This window comes from Rhodanobacter sp. Soil_C_14, assembly GCF_057657335.1.
Genome location: NZ_JBDGIQ010000001.1, coordinates 1192740 through 1216292, shown reverse-complemented (window position 1 = coordinate 1216292; position 23553 = coordinate 1192740). Strand labels below are relative to the sequence as shown.

The 23553-nt window shown below is 67.1% G+C and carries 18 protein-coding genes; 14 read left to right on the top strand and 4 right to left on the bottom strand.

The window, feature by feature from the left end; genetic code table 11:
- Window positions 1-321: 321 nt before the first annotated feature.
- Together AC3A56_RS05595 and glpK are read left to right on the top strand one after the other, a co-directional pair.
- A complete protein-coding gene (locus AC3A56_RS05595) occupies window positions 322-885 on the top strand; it encodes a TIGR00645 family protein (protein WP_056715444.1) in 564 nt (187 codons plus the stop codon).
- A gap of 84 nt (window positions 886-969) precedes the next feature.
- Window positions 970-2469, top strand: a complete 1500-nt coding sequence (gene glpK, locus AC3A56_RS05590) for a glycerol kinase GlpK (RefSeq protein ID WP_487769613.1) — start codon at window positions 970-972, stop codon at window positions 2467-2469.
- Window positions 2470-2527: 58 nt separating this feature from the next.
- Here glpK and AC3A56_RS05585 read toward each other — a convergent pair whose 3' ends face one another.
- A complete protein-coding gene (locus AC3A56_RS05585; protein ID WP_056764555.1) occupies window positions 2528-3463 on the bottom strand; it encodes a carbohydrate kinase family protein in 936 nt (311 codons plus the stop codon).
- Between the two features lie 275 nt (window positions 3464-3738).
- On the opposite strand from AC3A56_RS05585, the gene AC3A56_RS05580 reads away from it, so the two are divergent.
- From AC3A56_RS05580 to AC3A56_RS05525, 12 genes are all read left to right on the top strand, one after another.
- Entirely contained in the window at window positions 3739-4785 is a 1047-nt protein-coding gene (locus AC3A56_RS05580) for a rod shape-determining protein (RefSeq protein ID WP_007810448.1), read from the top strand.
- 15 nt (window positions 4786-4800) lie between these two features.
- Window positions 4801-5748, top strand: a complete 948-nt coding sequence (gene mreC / locus AC3A56_RS05575) for a rod shape-determining protein MreC (RefSeq protein ID WP_056715452.1) — start codon at window positions 4801-4803, stop codon at window positions 5746-5748.
- The gene (gene mreD / locus AC3A56_RS05570; RefSeq protein ID WP_007810444.1) at window positions 5745-6230 is read left to right on the top strand and encodes a rod shape-determining protein MreD; all 486 of its coding nucleotides are present in this window, start codon (window positions 5745-5747) and stop codon (window positions 6228-6230) included. The genes mreC and mreD overlap by 4 nt, the downstream gene beginning before the upstream one ends.
- A gap of 16 nt (window positions 6231-6246) precedes the next feature.
- Window positions 6247-8226 carry a penicillin-binding protein 2 gene (gene mrdA, locus AC3A56_RS05565; RefSeq protein WP_487769612.1) on the top strand — a complete coding sequence of 660 codons (1980 nt, stop codon included), beginning with the start codon at window positions 6247-6249 and terminating at the stop codon, window positions 8224-8226.
- On the top strand, window positions 8223-9338 hold the full coding sequence (rodA, locus tag AC3A56_RS05560) for a rod shape-determining protein RodA (protein ID WP_487769611.1): 1116 nt from the start codon (window positions 8223-8225) through the stop codon (window positions 9336-9338). Before mrdA ends, rodA begins: the two co-directional genes overlap by 4 nt.
- Before the next feature lie 96 nt (window positions 9339-9434).
- A complete protein-coding gene (gene mltB, locus AC3A56_RS05555) occupies window positions 9435-10445 on the top strand; it encodes a lytic murein transglycosylase B (protein WP_487769610.1) in 1011 nt (336 codons plus the stop codon).
- On the top strand, window positions 10442-11350 hold the full coding sequence (locus AC3A56_RS05550; protein ID WP_487769609.1) for a septal ring lytic transglycosylase RlpA family protein: 909 nt from the start codon (window positions 10442-10444) through the stop codon (window positions 11348-11350). Before mltB ends, AC3A56_RS05550 begins: the two co-directional genes overlap by 4 nt.
- Window positions 11351-11426: 76 nt before the next feature.
- The gene (locus AC3A56_RS05545; protein ID WP_487769608.1) at window positions 11427-12680 is read left to right on the top strand and encodes a D-alanyl-D-alanine carboxypeptidase family protein; all 1254 of its coding nucleotides are present in this window, start codon (window positions 11427-11429) and stop codon (window positions 12678-12680) included.
- Window positions 12680-12970 (top strand): YbeD family protein, encoded by a 291-nt coding sequence (locus AC3A56_RS05540; RefSeq protein ID WP_056715468.1) that lies wholly within the window; start codon window positions 12680-12682, stop codon window positions 12968-12970. Before AC3A56_RS05545 ends, AC3A56_RS05540 begins: the two co-directional genes overlap by 1 nt.
- A gap of 164 nt (window positions 12971-13134) precedes the next feature.
- Window positions 13135-13803, top strand: a complete 669-nt coding sequence (gene lipB, locus AC3A56_RS05535) for a lipoyl(octanoyl) transferase LipB (RefSeq protein ID WP_487769607.1) — start codon at window positions 13135-13137, stop codon at window positions 13801-13803.
- Between the two features lie 9 nt (window positions 13804-13812).
- Window positions 13813-14823 carry a lipoyl synthase gene (gene lipA / locus AC3A56_RS05530; RefSeq protein ID WP_056715475.1) on the top strand — a complete coding sequence of 337 codons (1011 nt, stop codon included), beginning with the start codon at window positions 13813-13815 and terminating at the stop codon, window positions 14821-14823.
- Between the two features lie 8 nt (window positions 14824-14831).
- Window positions 14832-17072, top strand: a complete 2241-nt coding sequence (locus AC3A56_RS05525; protein WP_487769606.1) for a carboxy terminal-processing peptidase — start codon at window positions 14832-14834, stop codon at window positions 17070-17072.
- Window positions 17073-17135: 63 nt separating this feature from the next.
- Here AC3A56_RS05525 and AC3A56_RS05520 read toward each other — a convergent pair whose 3' ends face one another.
- The 3 genes from AC3A56_RS05520 to AC3A56_RS05510 all read right to left on the bottom strand — a co-directional run bounded on the left by AC3A56_RS05520 (window position 17136) and on the right by AC3A56_RS05510 (window position 23515).
- Entirely contained in the window at window positions 17136-18995 is a 1860-nt protein-coding gene (locus tag AC3A56_RS05520; protein ID WP_487769605.1) for a sulfotransferase family protein, read from the bottom strand.
- Between the two features lie 111 nt (window positions 18996-19106).
- A complete protein-coding gene (locus tag AC3A56_RS05515; protein ID WP_082585227.1) occupies window positions 19107-21977 on the bottom strand; it encodes a TonB-dependent receptor domain-containing protein in 2871 nt (956 codons plus the stop codon).
- 200 nt (window positions 21978-22177) lie between these two features.
- Complete coding sequence (locus AC3A56_RS05510) at window positions 22178-23515, bottom strand: aspartyl/asparaginyl beta-hydroxylase domain-containing protein (protein WP_487769604.1); 1338 nt, start codon at window positions 23513-23515, stop codon at window positions 22178-22180.
- Window positions 23516-23553: the final 38 nt, after the last annotated feature.

The window sequence follows — 23553 nt, the reverse complement described above, 5'->3', positions numbered from 1 at the left end:
TGCAAGAGTAGGTCACCGCCAGGGGCTTTATCCTGAAACACCCTCACCGGAAACGGTGGGGGTTTTTCTTTGGTGCTGTTGCGGTGGCGACCGCAGGTCGCGACCCGCAACAGGTCACCGCCAGGGGCTTTATCCTAGAAGACCTCCCCATCGGGAGGCCTTCGTCTTTGAGACGTTTGAACAGTTGCTGTGGCGATCGCAGGTCGCGACCCCGCAACAGGTCACCGCCACGAGGGACAAATTGCCGCAGTATGGAATACGCGAACGCAGCTTCTTGCGGTGGTCGCTAGAATCGACCGATTCCTCCCATCACGGACCCGCATGACGACTTCCAACCCAAGCCGCCTCGGCCCCTTGTCGTACCTGATCTTCTCTTCGCGCTGGTTGCAGCTTCCGCTTTATCTGGGCCTGATCGTGGCCCAGGGCATCTACGTCGTGCAGTTTCTGCGTGAGCTGTGGCATCTGGTCTCGACCACGTTGTTCCACAACGGCGTCGACGTCGGCGGGGTGGAAAGCGCCGAGGCCACGATCATGTTGACCGTGCTCGGTTTGATCGACGTGGTGATGATCTCGAATCTGCTGGTGATGGTCATCGTGGGAGGCTACGAGACCTTCGTCTCCCGTCTGCGGCTGGAAGGGCATCCGGACCAGCCCGAGTGGCTGTCGCACGTGAATGCCACCGTGTTGAAGGTGAAGCTGGCGATGGCGATCATCGGCATCTCCTCGATCCACCTGCTCGCCACGTTCATCAAGGCGCGCAACATGGATGGCGAGACGATCATGTGGCAGATCCTGCTGCATCTGACTTTCGTGGTGTCGGCGGTGGCCCTCGCATACATCGACAAGCTGACCCAGCCGGTCGGCAAGCACGCCGAGGCACACTGAGCGCGATCGATCGAATCACGGCGACCACCCATCGCGCAGGCCAGTTGCTACTCTTGACCGACGGGTTCGCGTGAAGGGTGTGCGGTGGAACAGCGTTATATTTTGGCGATAGACCAGGGGACGACCAGCTCACGCGCGATGCTGTTTGACCGTGCCTGCGCGGTCGTCGGATCGGCGCAACGCGAGTTTCGACAGATCTTTCCGCAGCCCGGCTGGGTCGAACACGACCCGCAGGAGATCATGTCGAGTGTGCTGGCGACGGTGGCCGAGGTTCTGGCCCGGGTGCCGGATGCGGCGACGATGTTGGCCGGCATCGGCATCACCAACCAGCGCGAGACCACCGTGGTGTGGGACCGGCACACCGGAAAGCCGGTCTGCAACGCGATCGTGTGGCAGTCGCGGCAGAGCCTGGCGATCTGCGAGCAACTGGAAGCGGACGGCTACGCATCACTGGTGCGTGAGAAGACCGGCCTGCTGATCGATGCGTATTTCTCCGGCAGCAAGATCCGCTGGATTCTCGATCACGTCGATGGCGCCCGTGCCCGGGCGGAACGTGGCGACCTGCTGTTCGGCACGATCGACAGCTGGCTGATCTGGAATCTCAGCGGCGGGACATTGCATGTCACCGACATCAGCAATGCGGCGCGGACGCTGCTGTTCGACATCCACACCGGCCAGTGGGACGACGAGCTGCTGCGCATGCTGGACATCCCGCGCAGCATGTTGCCCCAGGTGCGCTCGTGCAGTGAGGTCTACGGCCATACCGTGGCCTTCCCCGGCGTGCCGGCCGGGGTGCCGATCAGCGGCGTGGCCGGCGATCAGCAGGCGGCGTTGTTCGGCCAGGCCTGCTTTGAACCGGGCATGGCCAAGAACACCTATGGCACCGGCTGCTTCATGCTGATGAACACGGGTACGCAGGCGGTGCCTTCGCGCCACGGTTTGCTGACCACCGTGGCGTGGAAGCTGGATGGCGTCGTCGAGTACGCGCTCGAAGGCAGCATCTTCGTCGCCGGCTCGGTGGTGCAGTGGCTGCGCGATGGCTTGCGCATGCTCGAATGCGCCAGTGACTCGCAAGCCTGCGCCGAAAGCGTGGATTCCTGCGAGGGCGTGTACCTGGTGCCGGCCTTCGTCGGTCTCGGGGCACCGTACTGGCGCAGCGACGTGCGGGGCGCGATGTTCGGCCTGTCGCGTGGCACCCGCAAGGAACACGTGGTGCGCGCTGCGCTGGAATCCATGGCCTACCAGTCGCGCGATGTGTTGTCCGCGATGGAGGCCGACGCGGGCATTCCGTTGAAGGAGTTGCGCGCCGATGGTGGAGCGATCGCCAACGACTTCATGGCGCAGTTCCAGAGTGACATGCTCGGTGTGCCGGTGCTGCGTCCGAAGGTCGCCGAGACGACGGCGCTGGGCGCGGCGTGTCTGGCAGGGCTGGCTGTGGGATTCTGGGAAAACCGTGCGCAGATTGCGAAGTTGTGGCGGATCGATCAGCGCTTCCAGCCATTGATGGCCGAACCCGATCGCGAGCGCCTGTACCAGGGCTGGCGCGATGCGGTGCATGCCACCATCGGTTTTCGGGTGGCTTGAAAAAAGAAGCCCCGGCGGCATGCGCGGGGCCTCGTTCTTCAAGCGGTGATGGCCGGCTTCAGTCGAGCGCGTAGCCGAACTGGTCCAGGAACTCGGCGGCGAAATCGGCGTAGCCGAAACGCTGGTTCTGCGTGCCGGGATGTTCGACCTTGAGCGCACCCATCAGCGAAGCCATGCGACCCACGGTCGGCCAGTCCTTGCCGCGCATGATGCCGAACATCAGCCCGGCGCGATAAGCGTCGCCACAACCGGTGGGGTCGACGATCTGCCGCTCGCGGGCCGGCGGAATGTGGTGGGTCTCGCTGCCGACGTGGATGACCGATCCGCGCGGGCCCTGGGTGACGATGTAAGCGGTCACCTTCTGCGCGATTTCGTCGGCGCTCCAGCCGGTGCGTGTCTGCAGCAGCTGCGATTCGTAATCGTTGACGATCACGTAGGTCGACTTGGCGATCATCGAGCGGAACTCTTCGCCGCTGAACAACGGCATCGCCTGGCCCGGATCGAAGATGAAGGGCACGCCGCGTGCGGCGAACTCGTCGACATGCTGCAGCATCGCCTCGCGGCCGTCCGGTGCCACGATCGCGAAATCGATGTCGGGGATGTCGCGTACGTGGTTTTCCTGGGCGCTGGACATCGCGCCGGGATGAAACGCGGTGATCTGGTTGTTGTCCAGGTCCGTGGTGATGAAGCATTGCGGCGTGAACTGGTCGTCGAACACGCGCACGCTGTCCAGGCAGATCCCGCACTGCTCCATGTGCGCACGATACGGCGCGAAATCCTGACCCACCGCGGCCACCGGCAGCGGATCGCCGCCGAGCAGCTTGAGGTTGTAGGCGATGTTGCCGGCGCAGCCGCCGAACTCGCGTCGCATGCGCGGCACCAGGAACGACACATTCAGGATGTGCATCTGATCGGGCAGGATGTGGTTCTTGAACTGGTCCTGGAACACCATGATGGTGTCGTAGGCCAGCGATCCGCAGATGACGGCAGACATGATGCGCGGGAGCCCCTGGGCAGAGAATGGAAAACCGTATCGCCGCGGGACGGCGCAGGCCGCACCGGACGGCCCCGGTCAAAGGGGCGATCTTAACGCCATCCGCCCGGATTGGCGACTTTCTGGCCATCCCCGAAGCTCAGCCTGCGACGCAGAAAACGTGCTTAGGGTCGTGTTGTAGAAGGATTTCTTAACGTTAATGTCCTTGCGCATGCGGGGCACGCTGACTAGACTGGCGAGCTTACTTTTTAACCAGGCCGGACCACGGCGGACTCATGTTCAAGAAGTTTCGCGGGATCTTCTCCAACGACATCTCCATCGACCTCGGCACGGCCAACACGCTGATCTACGTGCGTGGGCAGGGCATCGTGCTGAACGAACCGTCGGTGGTGGCGATCCGCCAGGATCGTGGCCCCGGTGGTCCGCGCACGATCGCGGCGGTCGGTGGCGACGCCAAGCGCATGCTCGGCCGCACGCCGGGCAATATCGCCACCGTGCGGCCGATGAAGGACGGCGTGATCGCCGACTTCACCATGACCGAGGCGATGCTGCAGCACTTCATCAAGCAGGTGCACAAGTCGCGCTTCCTGCGCCCGAGCCCGCGCGTGCTGGTGTGCGTGCCGTGCGGTTCGACCCAGGTCGAGCGCCGCGCGATCAAGGAATCGGCCGAAGGCGCCGGCGCCCGCGACGTGTTCCTGATCGAGGAGCCGATGGCCGCGGCGATCGGCGCCGGCATCCCGGTGCACGAGGCGCGTGGCGCGATGGTGCTTGACATCGGCGGCGGCACCTCCGAGGTCGCGGTGATCTCGCTGAACGGCATCGTCTACTCGCAGTCCGTGCGTGTCGGAGGCGATCGCTTCGACGAGGCGATCATCAATTACGTGCGTCGCAACCATGGCACCCTGATCGGCGAATCCACCGCCGAGCGGATCAAGCTGCAGATCGGCTGTGCCTTCCCGCAAGCCGACGTCAAGGAGATCGAGATCTCCGGCCGCAACCTCGCCGAGGGCGTGCCGCGGATGTTCACGATCAACTCCAACGAGATCCTCGAGGCCCTGCACGAGCCGTTGGCCGGCATCGTGGCCGCGGTGAAGTCGGCACTGGAGCAGACTCCACCGGAACTGTGCTCCGACGTCGCCGAGCGCGGCATCGTGCTCACCGGTGGCGGTGCCCTGCTGCGCGACCTGGACCGGCTGATCTCCGAGGAAACCGGCCTGCACGTGCAGGTGGCGGACGATCCGCTGACCTGCGTGGCGCGTGGCGGCGGCAAGGCGCTGGAGCTGATCGATCAGCACGGCAGCGACTTCTTCGCACCCGAATAAGGCGAGAGCCTGCTCATGGCGCGTGCGCGCGACGAATCCTCGCCGCTGTTCGCCGGCAATGCCGCGGGAACCCTGCGGCTGATCGTCTACCTGGCGCTGGCCATGGTGCTGATGGTGCTGGACCATCGCAATGGCTGGCTGTGGCGGCTGCGCGACACCGCGTCAGCCGTGGTCGAGCCGGTGTACCGCCTGGCTGGCCTGCCTGCCGTCGGTGTGCGCACGATGAGCGTGGCCTTCGCCGATCGCCAGCGTCTTACCGAACAGAACCAGCGTCTGCGCGAGGACCTGCTGCTGGCGAACGCCAAGCTCAACCGCATGGCGGCTGTGGCGGAACAGAACCAGCGCCTGAAGGAATTGCTGGACACGCAGCACAGCCTCGATCTCAACGTGCAACTGGCGCGGGTCATCGGCGTGGACCTCGGCGCGTATCGCTACCAGTTGACCCTGAACATGGGCGCCCGCGACGGCGTCCGGCCGGGCCAGCCGGTGATCGATGCCCACGGCGTGATGGGGCAGGTCAAGGAAGTTCTGCCGACCACCTCGGTGGTGATGCTGATCACCGATCCGGCGCATGCGATTCCGGTGGTGGTCGAGCGCACGGGCTTGCGCACCGTGGCCTACGGTTCCCGCGACGGCGACGAGCTGGCGCTGCCCACCATTCCGCTGGCGGCGGACGTGCGCGTCGGTGACAAGCTGCTCACCTCGGGCCTCGGTGGCCGCTTCCCGCCCGGCTTCCCGGTCGGCGACGTGCGCTCGGTGGCGCCGGCGCCCACCGGCATGTTCCTGGTCGCGCTGGCGAAGCCGGCGGCGGACATCGACCGCAGCGAGGACGTGCTGCTGCTGCATGACCAGGCCGAACCCGATGGCCCGCCCGCGCCGGTCAAGCCGATGGGCCCGCCCAGCCAGCTGGCGCCTGGCGCCAGTGTCGCCGCACCGGCCGCGGCCGGCGAGGTGAAGCCATGAGCCGGCAACGCCTGAGCCAGTGGTGGTTTGCCGGCACCCTGGTATTCGCACTGTTGTCGATGCTGGTGCCGTTGCCCGGCGTGCTGGAGCCGTTCAAGCCGTACTGGCCGGCACTGTTCCTGCTGTACTGGTCGCTGGAATCGGAGGACCGGGTCACCCTAGGACTGGCCTTCATGATCGGACTCGGCGCCGACCTGCTCAACGGCGTGGTGCTGGGCGAACAGGCGTTGCGCCTGTGCGCGCTGGTCTTCATCGCCCTGCGTTTCCGTTCGCGGCTGCGCTTTTTCCCGATGTGGCAGCAGGCGCTGGCCGTGCTCGCGCTGTTGTTGAACGACCGCATCCTGCTGTTGCTGGTGCGGCTGCTGGCCGGTGCCTCGCTGCCGCCGGCCAGCTGGTGGATTTCGCCCTTCGTCGGCGCCGCCTTGTGGCCGTTCCTGTTCCTGCTGCTCGACGATCTGCGCGCACGGCTGCGGATTCAATGAAACATGAACCAGTGACATGAAGATCCGGCGATCGATCAAGGACCCGCGTGGCGAAAGCCTGCTGTTCAGGCGTCGCGCCGCGGCTGCCTTCGTGCTGATCCTGCTGGGCTTGTGTCTGCTGCTGGTGCGCTTTGCCTTCCTGCAGGTGGCGCACCACGAGGAATTCGTCACCCGCTCGCAGAACAATCGGGTCAAGCCACGGGCGATTCCCCCGGCGCGCGGCCTGATCTACGACCGCAACGGCGTGCTGCTGGCCGACAACGTGCCGGCGTTCCGGCTGGAAGTGGTGCCCGAGCAGGTCAAGGACATGCCGGCATTGCTGCAACAGCTGGGCCACGTGGTGCCGCTGGACCAGGACGATCTGGACGCCTTCCACAAGCAGCTCAGGCAGAGCCGGCGCTTCGAGAGCGTGCCGCTGAAGCTGCGCCTGACCGAGGACGAGATCGACCGCTTCGCGGTCAATCGCTGGCGCTTCCCCGGCGTGGACGTGGTGCCGTACCTGACCCGGCGTTATCCGCTGGGCGAAATGTTCGCCCATGTCGTGGGCTATGTCGGGCGCATCGACGCCGACGACGTGGATCGCCTCGATCCGGTCCGCTACAAGGGCACCAGCCACGTCGGCCGCAGCGGCATCGAGCGGTCCTACGAAGACATGCTGCACGGCACGCCGGGCTACGAACTGCTGGAGGTGAACGCCGACGGTCGCACCCAGCGCGTGCTGGAAACGCATGCGCCCAAGCCGGGCAAGAACCTCTACCTCAGCATCGACGTGCGCCTGCAGAAGGCCGCCGAAGAGGCGTTCGCCGGTCGGCCCGGCGCCGCGGTGGCGATTGATCCGCGCAATGGCCAGGTGCTGGCGATGGTCAGCGTGCCCACCTTCGATCCCAACCTGTTCGTCAACGGCATCAGCCAGGCCGACTACAGCGCGTTGACCAACGACCCGGAGAAGCCGCTCTACAACCGGGCGCTGCGTGGCGTCTATCCGCCAGGCTCCACCGTCAAGCCGCTGGTCGGCCTGGCTGGCCTGGAGAGCGGCCTGCGTACGCCACAGGACACCGTGGTTTCCACCGGCGTGTTCTACATTCCCGGCCAGGCCCGCGGCTATCGCGACGACCAGCGCGGCGGCGTGGGGCGCGTGGACCTGGCCGGCGCGATCGAGCAATCGGTCAACACCTATTTCTACAAGCTCGCCCTGGACATGGGCATCGACAAGCTCAGTGCCTACATGGCCAAGTTCGGCTTCGGCAAGCCGACCGGGATCGACCTGATCGGCGAGTCGGCCGGCGTGCTGCCCTCGCGCGAATGGAAAGCGGCCAACTCCAAACAGCCCTGGTATCCGGGAGAAACGGTCATCGCCGGCATCGGCCAGGGCTTCTGGGCGGTGACGCCGCTGCAGCTCGGCCATGCGATCGCCACCTTTGCCGGTCATGGCATTCCCTACGCCCCACGGCTGGTGATGGCGACCCGCGATGGCGTCAACGCGCCGCTGCAGCCATTGGCCAACCCGCCCAGCGGACCGTCGGTGATTCGAAAGCCGGCCGATTGGGATGCCGTCAACCTGGGCATGGAGCGGGTGATGTATGGCGAGCGGGGCACCGGGCGCACGCTGGTGAACGGCTTCCCCTACCGCCTGGCCGGCAAGAGCGGCACCGCAGAGCGTTACTCGCGCACCACCAATGCCTACGACGACCGCAGCAACCTGGCCTACCTGGCCAGCCGCAACCGCGCCTGGTTCGAGGTCTACGCGCCCGCGGACAACCCGCAGATCGCGGTGGCCGTGCTGCTGGAATCCGGCGCGTGGGGCGCCAGCTCGGCCGGCCCGATCGCCCGCCAGATCCTCGACGCGTGGCTCGCCTCGCACGGCGGCGTGATTCCCGACGCGGAACGCCTGCCGGTGTCGAGCGCCACGCCGGCAAGCGCTCCCGCCGAGGTTCCGAACGACGAGCAGGTCGAGGACATCCCGGCCCAAGCCACCTCAAGCGGAGACACGCCATGATCGAGGTGCTCTACGCGCGTGGCCGGCGCTTCCTGCGGCGGATACTGACCCGGCCCCGGATCGACCTGCCGCTGGCACTGGGCCTGTTCGTACTGGCGATCACCGGACTGGTCACGCTGTACAGCGCCGGCGACGCCCACCTGTCCCTGGTCGGCGGCCAGGCCGGTCGCTTCGTGCTGGGCGCAGGCCTGTTGCTGCTGGTGTCGCGCATCCCGCCTTCGGTGCTGCGCAGCTGGACGCCGTGGTTGTATGGCGGCAGCACCGCTTTGCTGGTGGTGGTGGCGATCCTCGGCGAGGGGCGCGGCTCGATCCGCTGGCTCGACCTCGGCTTCATGCGTTTCCAGCCGTCCGAACTGCTCAAGCTGACCATGCCGATGATGGTCGCCTGGTACCTGCACCCGCGCCAGTTGCCGCCGGGCTGGAAGGACATCGCCGTGGTAGGCCTGCTGATCGCGATCCCGGCCGGGCTGATCGCCGAGCAACCGGACTTGGGCACCGCGGTGCTGGTGACGGCCGCCGGCGCCTTCGCGCTGTTCCTGTCCGGCATGGCGTGGTGGCGGATCGGCCTGCTGGTCGGCGCGGTCGCCGGCATGATCCCGGTCGGCTGGCACTTCCTGCACCAGTACCAGCGCGACCGCGTGCTGACCCTGCTCAATCCCGAATCCGATCCGCTGGGCAACGGCTGGCACATCATCCAGTCGCAGATCGCGGTGGGTTCCGGCGGCATCTTCGGCAAGGGCTGGCAGCACAGCACGCAGTCGCGGCTGGATTTCCTGCCCGAGCACACCACCGACTTCATCTTCGCGGTGTTCTCCGAAGAGTTCGGCCTGGTCGGCGTGTGCGCGCTGGTGGCGTTGTACGCCTTCATCATCGGCCGCTGCCTGTGGCTCGCGATGGAGGCGCGCGATACCTACTCGCGCCTGCTTGCCGGCGCGATCGGCATGAGCTTCTTCGTCTACGTCTTCGTCAACGGCGGCATGGTCGCCGGCATGCTGCCGGTGGTCGGCGTGCCGATGCCGATGATCAGCTATGGCGGCACCTCGGCGGTCTCGCTGCTGACCGGCTTCGGCGTGCTGATGTCGATCCATGCCAACCGCAAGACGCATCTCTGAACCTCGCCAGCGCACCGTCCCGTGCGTGCCCGAAGTTGCGCGCGCCTGCGTGTTAGGCTTTCGTGGACATGGTAATTCTGTGAGCGAAACCACAACATGACAGCCACGCCTGCGCCGCGCCCGGCCCGTTTTCTCGCCGTCCTCAGCCTGTTGTGGGTGGCCGCGCTGACGCCGGTGCTGGCTGCCACCCATCCCGGCCAGGCCGAACTGGTGCGCGAGGTGGCGCGGGAAACCGGCAAGAGTCCGCAGGCGCTGAATGCGTTGCTGGACGGCGCGAAGATGCAGCAGAGCATCCTCGATGCGATCAGCCGGCCGGCGGAGGGCAAGCCGTGGAAGGATTACCGGCCGATCTTCCTCACCGACAAGCGCATCGACGATGGCGTGGCCTTCTATCGCGAGCACCGTGCACTGCTGGATCAGATCGGCAGGCAGTACGGCGTGGCGCCGCAATACATCGTGGCCATCGTGGGCGTGGAGACCAGTTACGGCGGCAACACCGGCAAGTACAAGGTGCTCGACGCGCTGGTCACGCTGGGTCTGTACTACCCGCCCCGGGCGAAGTTCTTCCGCGAACAGCTGAAGGAACTGCTGAGCCTGCCGGACAACCACTTGGCCGGCCCGCTGGACACGCTCACCGGCTCGTATGCCGGCGCCCAGGGCTGGGGCCAGTTCATGCCCACCAGCATCCGCGACTTCGCGGTGGACGCGGATCACGACGGCCATATCGATCTGCAGAACTCGCTGCCGGACATCTTCGCCAGCGTGGCCAATTATTTCGTGAAGCATGGCTGGGTCACCGGTGGTCCGGTAGCGGCGCGCGCACAACCGGATGCGTCGGCAACACCGCCCACGGTGACCGACACCAGCCCGAAGTGGCCACTGGAGCAACTGGAGGCGTGGGGCTATGCGCCGCTGCAACCGCTGTCGCCGGCCGAACCCAGCAGCCTGCAGACGCTGGAAGGCCCGAACGGGCCGGAATACTGGTTCACCTTCCAGAACTTCTACGTGATCACCCGCTACAACCGCAGTCCGCTGTACGCGATGGCGGTGAACCAGCTGGCGCAGGCCATCGCGGCTGGCGTTGGCCCGGCGGAAGCGGCGCGATGAGGCTGGCCCGCGTCGCGCTGGTGCTGGCGGCGGGCCTGCTGCTGGCCGCGTGCGGTGGCCACCGCACGAAGCCCGCTCATCGCGACGGTCATTCGCGGACGTCGCCGTCGAGCCCGTCCCGGACCTCCGGCGACGACCGCTTCGAGGACGACCTCAGCAAGCCGCAGGGCAGCCGCTACCGCGACGGCGAGGACAGCGTGCCGCCGCCACTGGATGTCAGCAAGCTGGTCGAGCCGGTGCCGAAGGTCGAGCCGCGCTCGCTGTATGGCAACAAGTCGCCGTACAGCGTGCGCGGAAAGAGCTATCGCGTGCTGCCCAGCGCGCGCGGCTACGACGAGCGCGGCATTGCCTCGTTCTATGGCAACAAGTTCCACGGCTACAAGACCTCCAGCCTGGAAACCTACGACATGTATGCGTTCAGCGCCGCCAGCACCACGCTGCCGCTGCCCAGCTATGCGCGGGTGACCAATCTCGAAACCGGCAAGAGCGTGATCGTGCGGGTCAACGACCGCGGCCCGTTCCACGACAACCGGCTGATCGACCTGTCCTACGCCGCCGCGGTGAAGATCGGCATCTGGCCCAAGGGCACCGGCCTGGTCGAAGTGCAGGGCATCGACCCGTCCCGGCCCGGCAAGGAACTGCCGCCGGCGCCCGTGGTCACAGGCTCACATCCCGGCATCTACCTGCAGATTGGCGCGTTCGCCGACGCGGACAACGCCGACCGCCTGGCCCAGCGCCTGCGTCAGGCCAACCTTGGCGCGGTGCAGGTCACCGACGCGGTGATCAACGGCCAGCGCGTGCGTCGGGTGCGGGTCGGGCCGCTGGCCAGCGTCGATCGCGCCGACCAGGTCAGCAGCCGGATCGAAGGCATGGGTCTGCCCCGGCCGCAGGTCGCGGTAGACTGAGCAGGATTTGCGCAACCTTTTCCACCTTGATCGACGCCTGCGACGTCGAACGCCAGACACCGGACTGAACAACACGATGAATTTTTTCCGCCGCACCCTGCTTCCGCTTGCCGCCGTCACCCTGCTGGTCGGCGTCGCCGTCGCCCAGACCCCGCCGCGCCCGTCACCGGTGCCGCGTCCGGTGGTGCCGGAGGCGCCGGTGCCTCCGCCGCCGGACGTCGACGGCAAGAGCTGGGTGCTGATGGATTACGCCACCGGCCAGATCCTGGCCAGCAAGGAGCCGGACCTGCGGCTGGAGCCGGCATCGATCACCAAGATCATGACCGACTACGTGGTCTCGGCCGAGGTCTCCAACGGCAAGGTGCACATGACCGACCCGGTGACCATCAGCGAAAACGCCTGGCGTGGCGGTGGCGCGGGCACCGACGGCTCCACCAGCTTCATGAAGCTCAACAGCCAGGTGCCGCTGAAGGACCTGCTGTACGGCATGATCATCCAGTCCGGCAATGACGCGGCGATCGCGCTGGCCGAGCACACTGCGGGCTCCGAGCAGGCCTTCGCCGGCCTGATGAATGCCTACGCCAGGCAGCTCGGCATGGTGAACTCCAACTTCGAGAACGCCTCCGGTTACCCGATCGCCAACCACTACACCACCGCGCACGACGTGGCGATCCTGTCGCGCGCGCTGATCCACGACTTCCCCGAGGATTACGCGATCTCCGCGGTGAAGGAGTTCGAGTGGAACGGCATCAAGCAGCACAACCGCAACACCCTGCTGTGGCGCGACCCCAGTGTGGACGGCATCAAGACCGGCCACACCGCCGCCGCCGGCTACTGCCTGGCCGCCTCGGCCAAGCAGGGCGAGTCGCGGATGATCGCGATCGTGATGGGTGCAAGCAGCGAGAAGGCGCGCGCCGATTCGGCGATGGCCCTGCTCAACTACGGCTTCCGTTTCTACGAGACCCACAAGCTGTATGAAGCCGGCAAGCCGCTGGCTACGCCGAAGCTGTGGAAGGGTGCGTCCAACCAGTTGCCGCTGGGCGTCAACGAGAGCGTGCAGGTCACCGTCAAGCGCGGCCAGTACGACCAGCTGAAGGCCACCATGGACATCCCCGCCACCCTGATCGCCCCGTTCACCAAGGGTCAGCAGGTGGGCACGCTGCACATCACGCTGGACGGCAAGCCGGTGCAGAACGTGCCGCTGGTGGCGTTGGCCGATGCACCGCAGGGCGGCTTCTTCTCGCGCCTGTGGGACAGCATCATGTTGTGGTTCCACAGCGACAAGAAGGCCGACGCCGAGGTGCCGGCCAAGAGCACGGACGCGAAGTAATGCAGCCGATCGACTTCACCAAGGCGAAAGAGGAAGGCAAGGGTTTCGAATTCCCCGGCGAGTTCGAGATCACCGCGGTGGGCAATTCCAGCGCCAACCTGCCCAGCCACGTGCCGCAGCTGCTGGAGCGCGCCGGCCTGCGCGTGCTGCATGAAACCGTGCGGCACCGGCACTCCGGCGCCGGCAACTATGTCTCGGTCACGGTCAGCTTCCATTGCGAAAACCGCGAGCAGTACGAAGCAGCGCATCACGCGCTGCGCGCCGATCCGGACATCCGCTACACGCATTGAAGGGCGGGATCGGGGAACGGAGTGGGGCGCACAATTTTCGTGCCGCCCCGCGTTGATCGGCTCGGTTTTGCCATGCGTCCTTGACTCTCTGTGCAACGCCTCCAACTTTCCCGTTTCCCGTTTCCCGTTTCCCGTTTCCCGTTTCCCGTTTCCCAAGGTTCCCCATGTCGTTGCCGCTGAAAATCCGTCGCCTCGGTCGCCAGCCCTACGCGGCGACCTGGCGGGCGATGAGTGCGTTCACCGACAACCGCACCGCGGACACGCCCGACGAACTGTGGCTGCTGGAGCATGACCCGGTGTTCACCCTGGGCCAGGCCGGCAAGATGGAGCACGTGCTGGCACCGGGCGACATCCCGGTGATTCCGGTCGATCGCGGCGGCCAGGTGACCTATCACGGCCCGGGTCAGATTGTCGGCTATCCGCTGATCGACCTGCGCCGGGTCGGGGTGGGCGTGCGCGAGCTGGTCCACCGGATCGAGCAGTCGCTGATCGATACGCTGGCGCACTGGAACGTCAGCGCCGCGCGCCGCGAAGGCGCGCCGGGTGTCTACGTGGGCGAGGCCAAGGTTGCTGCACTGGGTCTGCGCGTGCGCCGCGGCTGCAGCTTCCACGGGCTGGCCTTCAACGTGGCCATGGACCTGGAGCCGTTTCACCGCATCAACCCTTGCGGTTACAAGGATCTGGCGGTCACGCAACTGCTAGACTTGGGCGGCCCTTCAAGCCTGGCCACGGTCGAGGACGTGCTGGTGGCGCAGTTCTGTCGCCAGTTCGGTTTCGTCGCCGAGCCTGCAGCTTCCCTATTACCCGAACTCCCCGCGCGCGCGGCGGTCTGAGCTTTCTACATGAGCGAATCACCCACATCGTCGACCCGGGTCATCCCGATCACCGTGGTCGGCAACGCCCCGGCCGGTGAAAAGCAGCTGGGCAACGACAAGATCGCGCTGAACCGCGCCGGCTTCGACACTGCCGTGCCAACCCTGCGCAAACCGTCGTGGATCCGGGTGCGCCTGCCCCAGGGCAACGCGGTGCAGCAGCTGAAGGCGCGCCTGCGCGAGAACTCGCTGGTCACCGTGTGCGAGGAAGCGTCCTGCCCGAACATCCACGAATGCTTCAGCAAGGGCACCGCCACGTTCATGATCCTGGGCGAGGTGTGCACCCGGCGCTGCTCGTTCTGCGACGTGGCGCATGGCCGCCCGCTGCCGCCAGACACGCTGGAACCGGCGCGACTGGCCGAGACCATCCGCGACATGCGCCTGAAGTACGTGGTGATCACCTCGGTCGATCGTGACGACCTGCGCGACGGTGGCGCCGAACATTTCGCCGCCTGCATCCGCGCCACGCGCCACGCCAGCCCGAACATCCGGATCGAGATCCTCACCCCCGACTTCCGCGGCAAGGGCCGCATGGAACGGGCGCTGGAAGTGCTCAAGGATTTCCCGCCGGATGTGTTCAACCACAACCTGGAAACCGTGCCGCACCTGTACCGCGAGGTGCGCCCGGGCGCCGACTACCAGTGGTCGCTGGACCTGCTCAAGCGCTTCAAGGCGCAGCATCCCGACGTGCCGACCAAGTCCGGCATCATGCTCGGCCTGGGCGAGACGTATGACCAGGTGATCGAGACGCTGCGCGATTTACGCGCCCATGACGTCGAGATGATCACCATCGGCCAGTACCTGCAGCCCACGCCCCACCATCATCCGGTGGTGCGCTACTGGACCCCCGAAGAATTCGACATGCTGCGCGAAGCCGGTGAGGCGATGGGCTTCCATCACGTCGCCTCCGGCCCGCTGGTACGTTCGTCCTACCACGCCGACCTGCAGGCCCATGCAGCCGGTGTCACCGAGACAGCCTGAGAGCCTCCATGAAATTTCGTCCCGCGCTGTTCCTGCTGCTAGCCCTTGCCGCCACCGGCGCCCAGGCACAGTCCGCCGCCGACATGGGCGCGGGCAAGCCGCGCAAGGCAGCCACCTGGCCGCTGACTTCGACGCCGGAGGAAGCGCAGGCCGCGCAGCTGTCGGCGCGCTTCCTGACCCGCTTCCACTACGACGCGCAGCCGCTCGATGACGCGATGTCGGCGCGCATCTACAACGCCTACTTCAAGTTGCTGGACAGCGAGAAGGTGTTCTTCACCCAGGCCGACATGGCCAAGTTCGCACCCAGCAAGACCAAGCTGGACGACGCGATCTGGAACCAGGACCTGTCCGCGCCGTTCGCCATCTTCAACGCCTACGTGCAGCGCGCCGTGGAGCGGATGACCTACGCCCGCGGCCTGCTCAAGCAGGGCTTCGACTTCTCCGCCGAGCAGAGCTACACCTTCGACCGCGAACACGCCGACTGGCCGAAGGACCAGGCCGAGCTGGACGAGCTGTGGCGCAAGCGCACCATGAACGACTGGTTGCGCCTGAAGCTGGCCGGCCAGGACGACGCGGACATCCGCAAGACGCTGGACAAGCGTTACGCCGCCTACATCGAACGGATCAAGCAGCTCGACGGTCAGGACGCGTTCCAGACCTTCATGACCGCGTACGCCGAAACCACCGACCCGCACACCGATTACCTCGGCCCGCGCGCGGCCGAGAACTTCGACATCTCGATGAAGCTGTCGCTGGAAGGCATCGGCGCGGTGCTGCAGGCGCGTGACGACTACACCCAGATCCGCGAGCTGGTGCCCGCCGGTCCGGCCGGCAAGTCCGGCAAGGTCCAGGTCGGCGATCGCATCGTCGGCGTCGGCCAAGGCGACAACGGCCCGATCGTCGACGTGATCGGCTGGCGCCTCGACGACGTGGTCAACCGCATCCGCGGCAAGAAGGACACCGTGGTGCGGCTGGAAATCCTGCCCGCCGACGCGGGCGTGGACGGCAAGCACGAGATCGTCACCCTGGTGCGCAAGAAGGTCAGCATCGAGGAGCAGGCAGCGAAGAAGAAGGTCGTCGAGATCAAGGACGGCGGCGTCACCCGCAAGATCGGCGTGATCGACCTGCCCACCTTCTATTCCGACTTCGGTGCACGCAGCGCCGGCGACAAGAACTTCAAGAGCGCCACCCGCGACGTGGCCCGCCTGCTCGGCGAGCTGAAGCAGGAAGGCGTGCAGGGCGTGGTGGTCGACCTGCGCAACAACGGCGGCGGCTCGCTGGCCGAGGCCAATTCGCTGACCGGCCTGTTCATCGACAAGGGCCCGGTGGTGCAGGTGCGCGACTCCAAGGGCCAGGTCGAGCAGCAGGGCGACGACGACCCGGGCATGGTGTGGAGCGGCCCGCTGGCGGTGCTGGTCAACCGCGGCACCGCGTCCGCCTCGGAAATCTTCTCCGCGGCGATCCAGGACTACCACCGTGGCCTGATCATCGGCGAGCCCACCTTCGGCAAGGGCACCGTGCAGAACCTGGTCGACCTGGACCGCTTCGCCCAGAGCGACGACGAGAAGCCGCAGCTGGGCGAGCTGAAGATGACCATCCAGGAATTCTTCCGCATCAACGGCGGTTCCACCCAGCTGAAGGGCGTCACCCCCGACATCGCGTTCCCGAAGAACGGCGACGAGAAGGACTTCGGCGAGTCGACCTACGAGAACGCGCTGAAGTGGACCCAGATCGCGCCGGCCGACTACCAGGTGGTGGCGAATTTCGCCGACTACCTGCCGCGGCTGGAGAAGCTGCACGCCGACCGTGTGGCGCAGTCGCCCGCGTGGAAGCTGATGCTGGACGAACTGGCCCAGTACCGCACGATGCGGGCGAAGACCTCGATCTCGCTGAACCTGGCCACCCGCGAAGCCGAGCGCAAGAAGCTGGAGGCGATCCAGGCCGACTTCCGCGCGCGGCACAAGGCCATCGACGGCACCGACGCCTCGCTCGCCGACGAGGCCAGCAGCCTGGACGATGGCCTGAACGCGAACGAGCGCAGCCTGAAGAGCGAGCTGAAGCAGGAGAAGGACGCCAAGAAGGCCAAGGACGTGCAGCTCAACGAAACGGCGCACATCCTGTTCGACGCGATCGGCATGATCAAGGCCGATCCGAAACTGGCCAGCGAAGTGCTGCCTTACGGCGGCAAGTCGGGCGTCAGCGTGGTGAATGCCCAGCCGGACACGTCCGGCGTGCTGCAGCAGCACTGAGTCGATCCGCGCGGCAACAGCGGCAAGCCTGAAAGGAGGCGGTGCATGGCACCGCCTCCTTTTTCATGGGCGATAGCCCAGCCGCTCAATCCATGGCTGCAGCACGGGCAGCACCGGCTCGAACTGCTGGCGATAGTTCTGCCAGCGCCCCACCGCCCGCCGATGGACGCCCTCGGTCACCTGCGCATAACTGGGCGTGCTGATGAAGCGCTTGCTCCGTGCATGTTCGGCGAAGCGGACCATCGCCGCGGTGTCCGTTGTTTCGAGGAAGTCCCCCAGCCGGGCGAGTTGCTCGTCCAGCCCGCTGACCACCGATTCGTAGCGCCACTCCAGCACGGCGGGCGCGAATACCTCGGCGTCGGCAAACCATTGCTCGAACGCGTGGGCGTAACCCTGCGCCAGTCGCGGCAGTGACGAGCACAGCATCATGAAGGCCGGCGAACGGAACGACTGCATGTAGCAGCTGAGCAGCACGTCGCAGGGATGGCGCAGGCACAGGATGATGCGCGCGTGCGGAAACAGCCGCATGATCATCGGCAGGCACAGCATGTTGAGCGGATTCTTGTCGACCAGGCGCCGCTCGCCCAGATCGGGTGCGACCCGTCGCGCCTGCCGCCAGTACACGCCGCGCAGTTGATCCGCATCCTGCTGGCTCAGTTCCGCCAGGTCCGCCGGATAGCGCTGGCCGACCAGCTGCATCGCCTCGATCAGGTCATGCACGTGGGCGCGCTCGTCCATCGAGCGGAAGTCCGGATGGGCGTCGAGCATCTGTTCCAGCAAGGTGGTGCCCGAGCGGGGGAAGCCGACCACGAAGACCGGGCTGTGCCGGCTGTCGGGGGCGGCCAGCGGGCGCCAGCGTGCGTTCTCTTCGCGGCCGACCCGCTCGGCGCTGACCTGCAGCGGCCGGCTGTCCGCCGGCAGCAGTTCCGGCACCACGTGGCGGGCAATCTCGCGCTGGGCGCTGTGCGCCTGCTGCAAGGCTTGCCACGCTTCGGCGTAGCGACCTTGTCGATCAAGCGCGGAGGCCAGCCCGAAGGCGGCGCCGGCCCGGCTCTCGTCGTCGCTCGCGCTGGCCAGCGCGCGGGTCTGCAGCGTCGCCGCCACGGCCGCCTCGCCTGCGCGCATCGCCATCGCGGCGTGCGCACGCCAGCCTTCGGCGCGCGCCTGTTCCGCCTGCGCGGGCAGGGCGTCGAGCGCATCGATGGGCAACTGCTGCAATGCTTCCCGCGCTGCGTCGAGCAGGTTGTTCCGTTCATGCAGCAGCACCCGCTGCGCCGCGATGCGCAGGCGCATGATCGTGGCCGCCGGTTCGGTCGGCAGTTGCGCCTGGGCCAGCGTGCGCAGCGCAGTGTCCAGTTCGCCCTGGACGGAAAGCATCGCCGACAGCAGCAGGGCATGCTCGGCCGTTTGCGGCGGCCAGTCGCCGGCGCCGTCCAGCAGCGCTTCCTGTTGGGTGTTGTCGCCGCAGACGTGGCAGGCGTGGGCTGCCTGCAGGCGGGCCTCGATGAAATGCGGCGACAGCTGCACGGCGTCCAGCAGGCTCTGCCGGGCGGCCAGCCACTGCCGCTGCTGGATGCGCAGCAGGCCGAGGTTGTAGTGCACTTCGGCATCGTCGGGTGCCAGCGGCAGCGCCGTCAGCAAGGCCTGTTCGGCCTCGGCCAGCTCGCCTGCTTCGCGGCAGACCACGGCGAGGTTGTTCCAGTGTGCGGAAACCTCCGGTTGCAGCTGCGCCAGCCGGCGGAAGCTTGTCGCGGCCTGCTGCACGTGGCCGCAGGCCTGTTGCGCCAGGCCGAGCAGCGACAGCACGGCTTCGTCATCCCGCCATGACGGCGCGGTCTGCCCGGCGAGGGCGATGACCCGCTCCGGTTCGCCGGCGTTCCAGGCCGCGGCCATCGCCCTGGCCAGATCCGTCGCAGTGGACATGCGTGCTCCGTCGGTCATCCCAGTACGCATTATGCAAGAGGGCCGCGACGGATCGCGGCCCTCCTGGGTAGGCGCTGCGGAACTTCCGCAGCGCCCGGTTGCAGCGGGACCTCAGAACTTGATCGTGGCGCGCACCCAGTAGTAGCGGCCGAGCACATCGTAGGTGGCGGTGTCGACGTTGTAGTTTCCGCCGTTCTGGTAGATCAGCGGCGGCAGCTTGTTGCTGAGGTTGTCCACGCCCACGTCGAAGCGGGTGTGGATCGACGGCACCGCATAGCCCAGCTGGATCGAGTGGTACAGCACTGAAGCCATCGGGATGTTCACCCCGGCGACCGCCGCGTCACCGTTGAGCGCGGTCAGCCGGTGCACGTAGCGCGACTGCCACTGGGCATTCCAGTTGCCCTTGTCCCAGTTGAGCGTGAGCGTGCCGCGCCAGCGCGAGATGTTGCCGAACTGCGGGGTGAACGTGCCGGCGTAGTTGACCGTTTTCGCGCCGGGCTCGCCGGGCGTGGCGTTGACGTTGTAGGTCGAGGTATAGCTGGTGTTGAGGCCGGCGCGGAAGTTGCCGGGATCCATCCCGCCCAGGTCGAAGTGCGGGATCTTGTAGCGCAGGGTGTAGTCGATGCCGCTGGTGCTGGTGTTGCCCAGGTTGACCACCGGCGTGTTGATCAGGAACACCTGGCCCGGTTGCCGGCTGGTGTTGTCCTCGCGCTGGATGAACGAGCAATACGGGCTGCTGGCGTTGTTGTAGCAGGAGCTGACCACGGTGTCGGCCTGGATCGCGGTCAGCGTGTCGGACAGGTAGATGTGCCAGAAATCGAGGCTGGTCGACAGGCCGGGGATCCAGTCCGGGTCGTAGACCAGGCCGATATTGACCGACTTGCCCTTTTCGGGCTTCAGCTTCGCTCCCACCGTGTTGGCGCCGGAGTAGAACGTGTTGACCTGCGCCGGCGAGTTGCCGGCCCAGTTCACCGGCACGTACTGGCAGGCGGCCGCGTGTGCCGCCAGCTCGTCCGCGGTGCGACCCACGCAGGGGTCGTTGAGGTTCGGCTGGACCAGGGTGCGGCCGTCGTAGAGCTCGTTGAGGTTCGGCGCGCGGAACACCTGCGAGATCGTGCCGCGCAACAGCAACTGGGCGGTGGGGCGCCACTCGATCGCGACCTTGCCGTTGGTGGTCGTGCCGGTGGTGCTGTAGTTCGAGCTGCGGATGCCCAGGTCGAGGTTCAGCGAGTGCGCCCAGGGCTGGTCGGCCAGCAGCGGGATCAGCGTTTCCGCGTAGACCTCCTTGACGTCGAAGTCGCCGCGCCCGGGCGAGCCGCAGGCTTCCTGCAGGATCTGGCAGGTGGTGGTCACCGGGTCCAGCACGGCAAAGTCGCTGACCGTGTAGTTCATCATCTGCTTGCGGTACAGCGCGCCGGCGGAGAGCTGCATCGCGCCGGCCGGCAGGTCCCACAGCTCGCCGCTGGCGTTGAACTGGGCCTGCTTGGTGGACTGGGTGAATACGTAGATGGGCGTCTTGACGCCCTTGCTCAGCTGGTCGCCGACGCTGGCCTGGTCGAAGATGTTCGCACCGGCGTCGACGGCGGCCTGCAGCGACGGGATGTCCACCTCGTTGGTGTCGCGCTGGTCGCGCTTGGTGTGGCTGTAGTTGATCGAGGCGTCCCAGATCCAGCTGCTGTCCTGGCCGAAGTTGCCACGCAGGCCCGTGTTGATCTGGGCGGTGTTGGTCTTGTAGCTGTGCACGCGGGTGCCGGCGCCGGTCAGGCGGGTCTGGAAGCTGTAGCCGCTGTCCGGGTCGCCGGGCACGGCGCCGTGGCTGAAGGTCACGCCGAACGGATTGATCGGATTGTCCGACGAGATGATCAGGCCGTCACCGGTGCCCACCGGCGAGGGCGCGTCCTGTCCGCTGGATTCCGTGCGGTTGTAGAACGCGTCGACGAAACCGGTGAGGCTGTCGGTGAAGTTGTAGCTGCCCAGCACGAAGCCGTTGGTGCGCTTCTGCGCGGTCTGGATGTAGTTGAGCGCGGCGTAGTTGTAGGTGTCCGAGCCGAGCCGGCAACGGTAGTCGGCCTGGCTGGAGCCGTCGCCCTGGGCCAGCGTCACCATGGCGGTGTCGGTCGCCGGATCGATGTCGCAGCCGTACTGCGCGGCGATGGCGGAGGGCACCTGGATGCGGCCGGTCGGGATCGAGCTGGAACCGGCGGCCACCACGGAGCCACCGGACAGGTACAACTGCTGCCTGGAGAACTTGCGCCGGGAGGCGAGCGTCTCGTCGTACTTGTTGTAGTCGAGGCCGGCGGCGATGCTGAACTTGTCACCGGTGGCGCCGGCGGTCAGGTTGAAGCCCCGGCGCTGGGAGTCGCCGTGGCTGGAGATGCCGTCGTTCAGGCTGATCTGGGCGCCCTGGAAATCCTTGCGCAGGATGAAATTGACCACGCCGCCGATGGCGTCCGAGCCGTACACGGTGGAGGCGCCCTCGGCCAGCACGTCGACCCGATCGATCATCTCCGGCGGGATCAGGTTGATGTCCGGGTTGGACATGCGCTGGCCGTTGACCAGCACCAGGGTGCGGTTGATGCCCAGGCCGCGCAGCGAGACGCGCGAGGCGCCATCGCCGGCTTCCAGCAGGGGGCTGGCCACGCCGCCGCCGTTGCTGTTGTTCGCCGGGTTGGTGGCATTGCCGGAGATGCTCGGCATCTGCTGCAGCACGTCGCCCAGAACCGGCTTGCCGGAGTTGGTCAGCGTGGCGCGATCCAGCGTCACCACCGGGCTGGCCGTCTCGACTTCCACGCGGCGGATCAGCGAGCCGGTCACCACGACCGACTGCAGGGTCTTGGCCTTGTTCTTGGACGGTGGCGTGTTCTGGTCCGTCGAGGACGGTGTATCGGCCGGTGGTGTCTGCGTTTGCGCCTGGGCCAGGCCGGCGATCGTCAGCGCGCCGGCGGTCAGGGCCAGGCGCACCGCCAGTGACAGGTGGTTCATGCCGTATTTCATTTGGTCTCCCCAGTGGTTGTTGGTAGTCCGTTCCCAGCCTTCGATCTTTGTCGAGTCCCCCCCCGGGCACACGTCGCGCGATGTGGCGTTGTTCGTCAACGTCGCGCAACCGTCCGAAGATTACTCCGAGATCCGCTTCCGCGCGCAACCGGCGAGACGGGTTTGGCCGCCTTTTCGCCAGCAGCCGATCAGGCCTGCGTCGAAGGCGCCGCCGCCGGCTGGCCGGCGCGGTTGAAATCGCCGATGGCAGCGACCAGGTCGGCCACCGCCGCCTGCTCCGCCTCGCTGAGGTCGGGGTTCCAGCTGTCCAGGATCAACACCACGCGGTCGCGGTCGCTGTGGTTCCACGCCTCGTGTTCGAAGGTGTCGTCGAAGGTGACGCAGCGGCCTTCCTGCCAGACGTGCGTCTCGCCGCCCACGCGCAAGGCGCAGTCCGCCGGCACGATCAGCGGCAGATGGGTGACCAGGCGGGTGTTGGTGACCCCGCGGTGGGGCAGGATATGCGTGCCGGGGCGCAGCACCGAGTACAGCGTTTCCGGCGCGTGCTCGCGAATCCGCACCAGCGGCAGCGAGTCCAGCAGCGCACTGGTCTGTGGGCAGCGCAGGCAGTGCGCGTCGTGGCGCACGCCATGCCGCTGGAAGAAGAACGCGTCCCACGCCGCGTCCTGCGGACCGGAGGCGGCCAGCAGCTCGGCCGCCACGGCCGCGCTCGAAGGCGCGCCGAGGAACGGCACCAGGGTGTCCGCCGCATGCGCCAGCACCGCGCGCAATTCCTCGCGGATCGTGTCGCAGGCCGCCTCCAGCCGCGCATGTGCCGGAAAGCGTTCGGGCGGATAGAAGGTCTGGCCGGGGATGCCCGGGAAGTACAGGAATTTCGGCCGCTGCCGCGGGTCCGGCAGGTTGGCCGCCTGCTCGCCGAGATAGATCGCCAGGCACTGGTCGACGCGGGCCAGCTCGGAGCGTCCGTAGCGCTGCCGCAGCGGTTCGATGATCGCGTCGAACAGTTCGCGCCGAGCGGCCGCCACGAAGCGCGTGGCGTGCTTCACCGCGTCGCGCAGGCCGGGCGCCGTGGTGTCGTCGCTGAGCCAGCGCCCCTGCGCCTGCGCGGTGTCGATCGCGCCGAGATAGGCCAGCATCGCGGCATGCCGGCTGCCTTGGCGCTCGAGCGCCACGCCCAGGCGCAGCCCCGCCACGAACAGGCCGGGCGCGAGCTGCAGGGCCTTGCCCAGGCTGTCGACAGCGTCGGGCCATGCGCCGGCCAGCATCTGCAGCTCGCCCAGCCGATGCAGCACGCCGGCGTCCTGCGGCTCGGCGCGATGCGCCGCCTGCAGCAGCTCGAGGGCACCCGCCGCGTTGCCCGCCGCCCACTGGCGGTCGGCCAGGAACTGCAAGGCCTCGGCATCGTGGGGCTGGCGTTCGAGCAAACGCCGGAAAGCAACCTCGGCTGCGGCCAGGTCGCCGCGCTGCCACGCGGCGAGCGCCTGCTCGCGGCAGCTCGCGGAGGTGGCATCGGGTGGCTGGTTCATCGGCAGGCTCGCTGTGGCGGCTCGCCGATGATCACGGG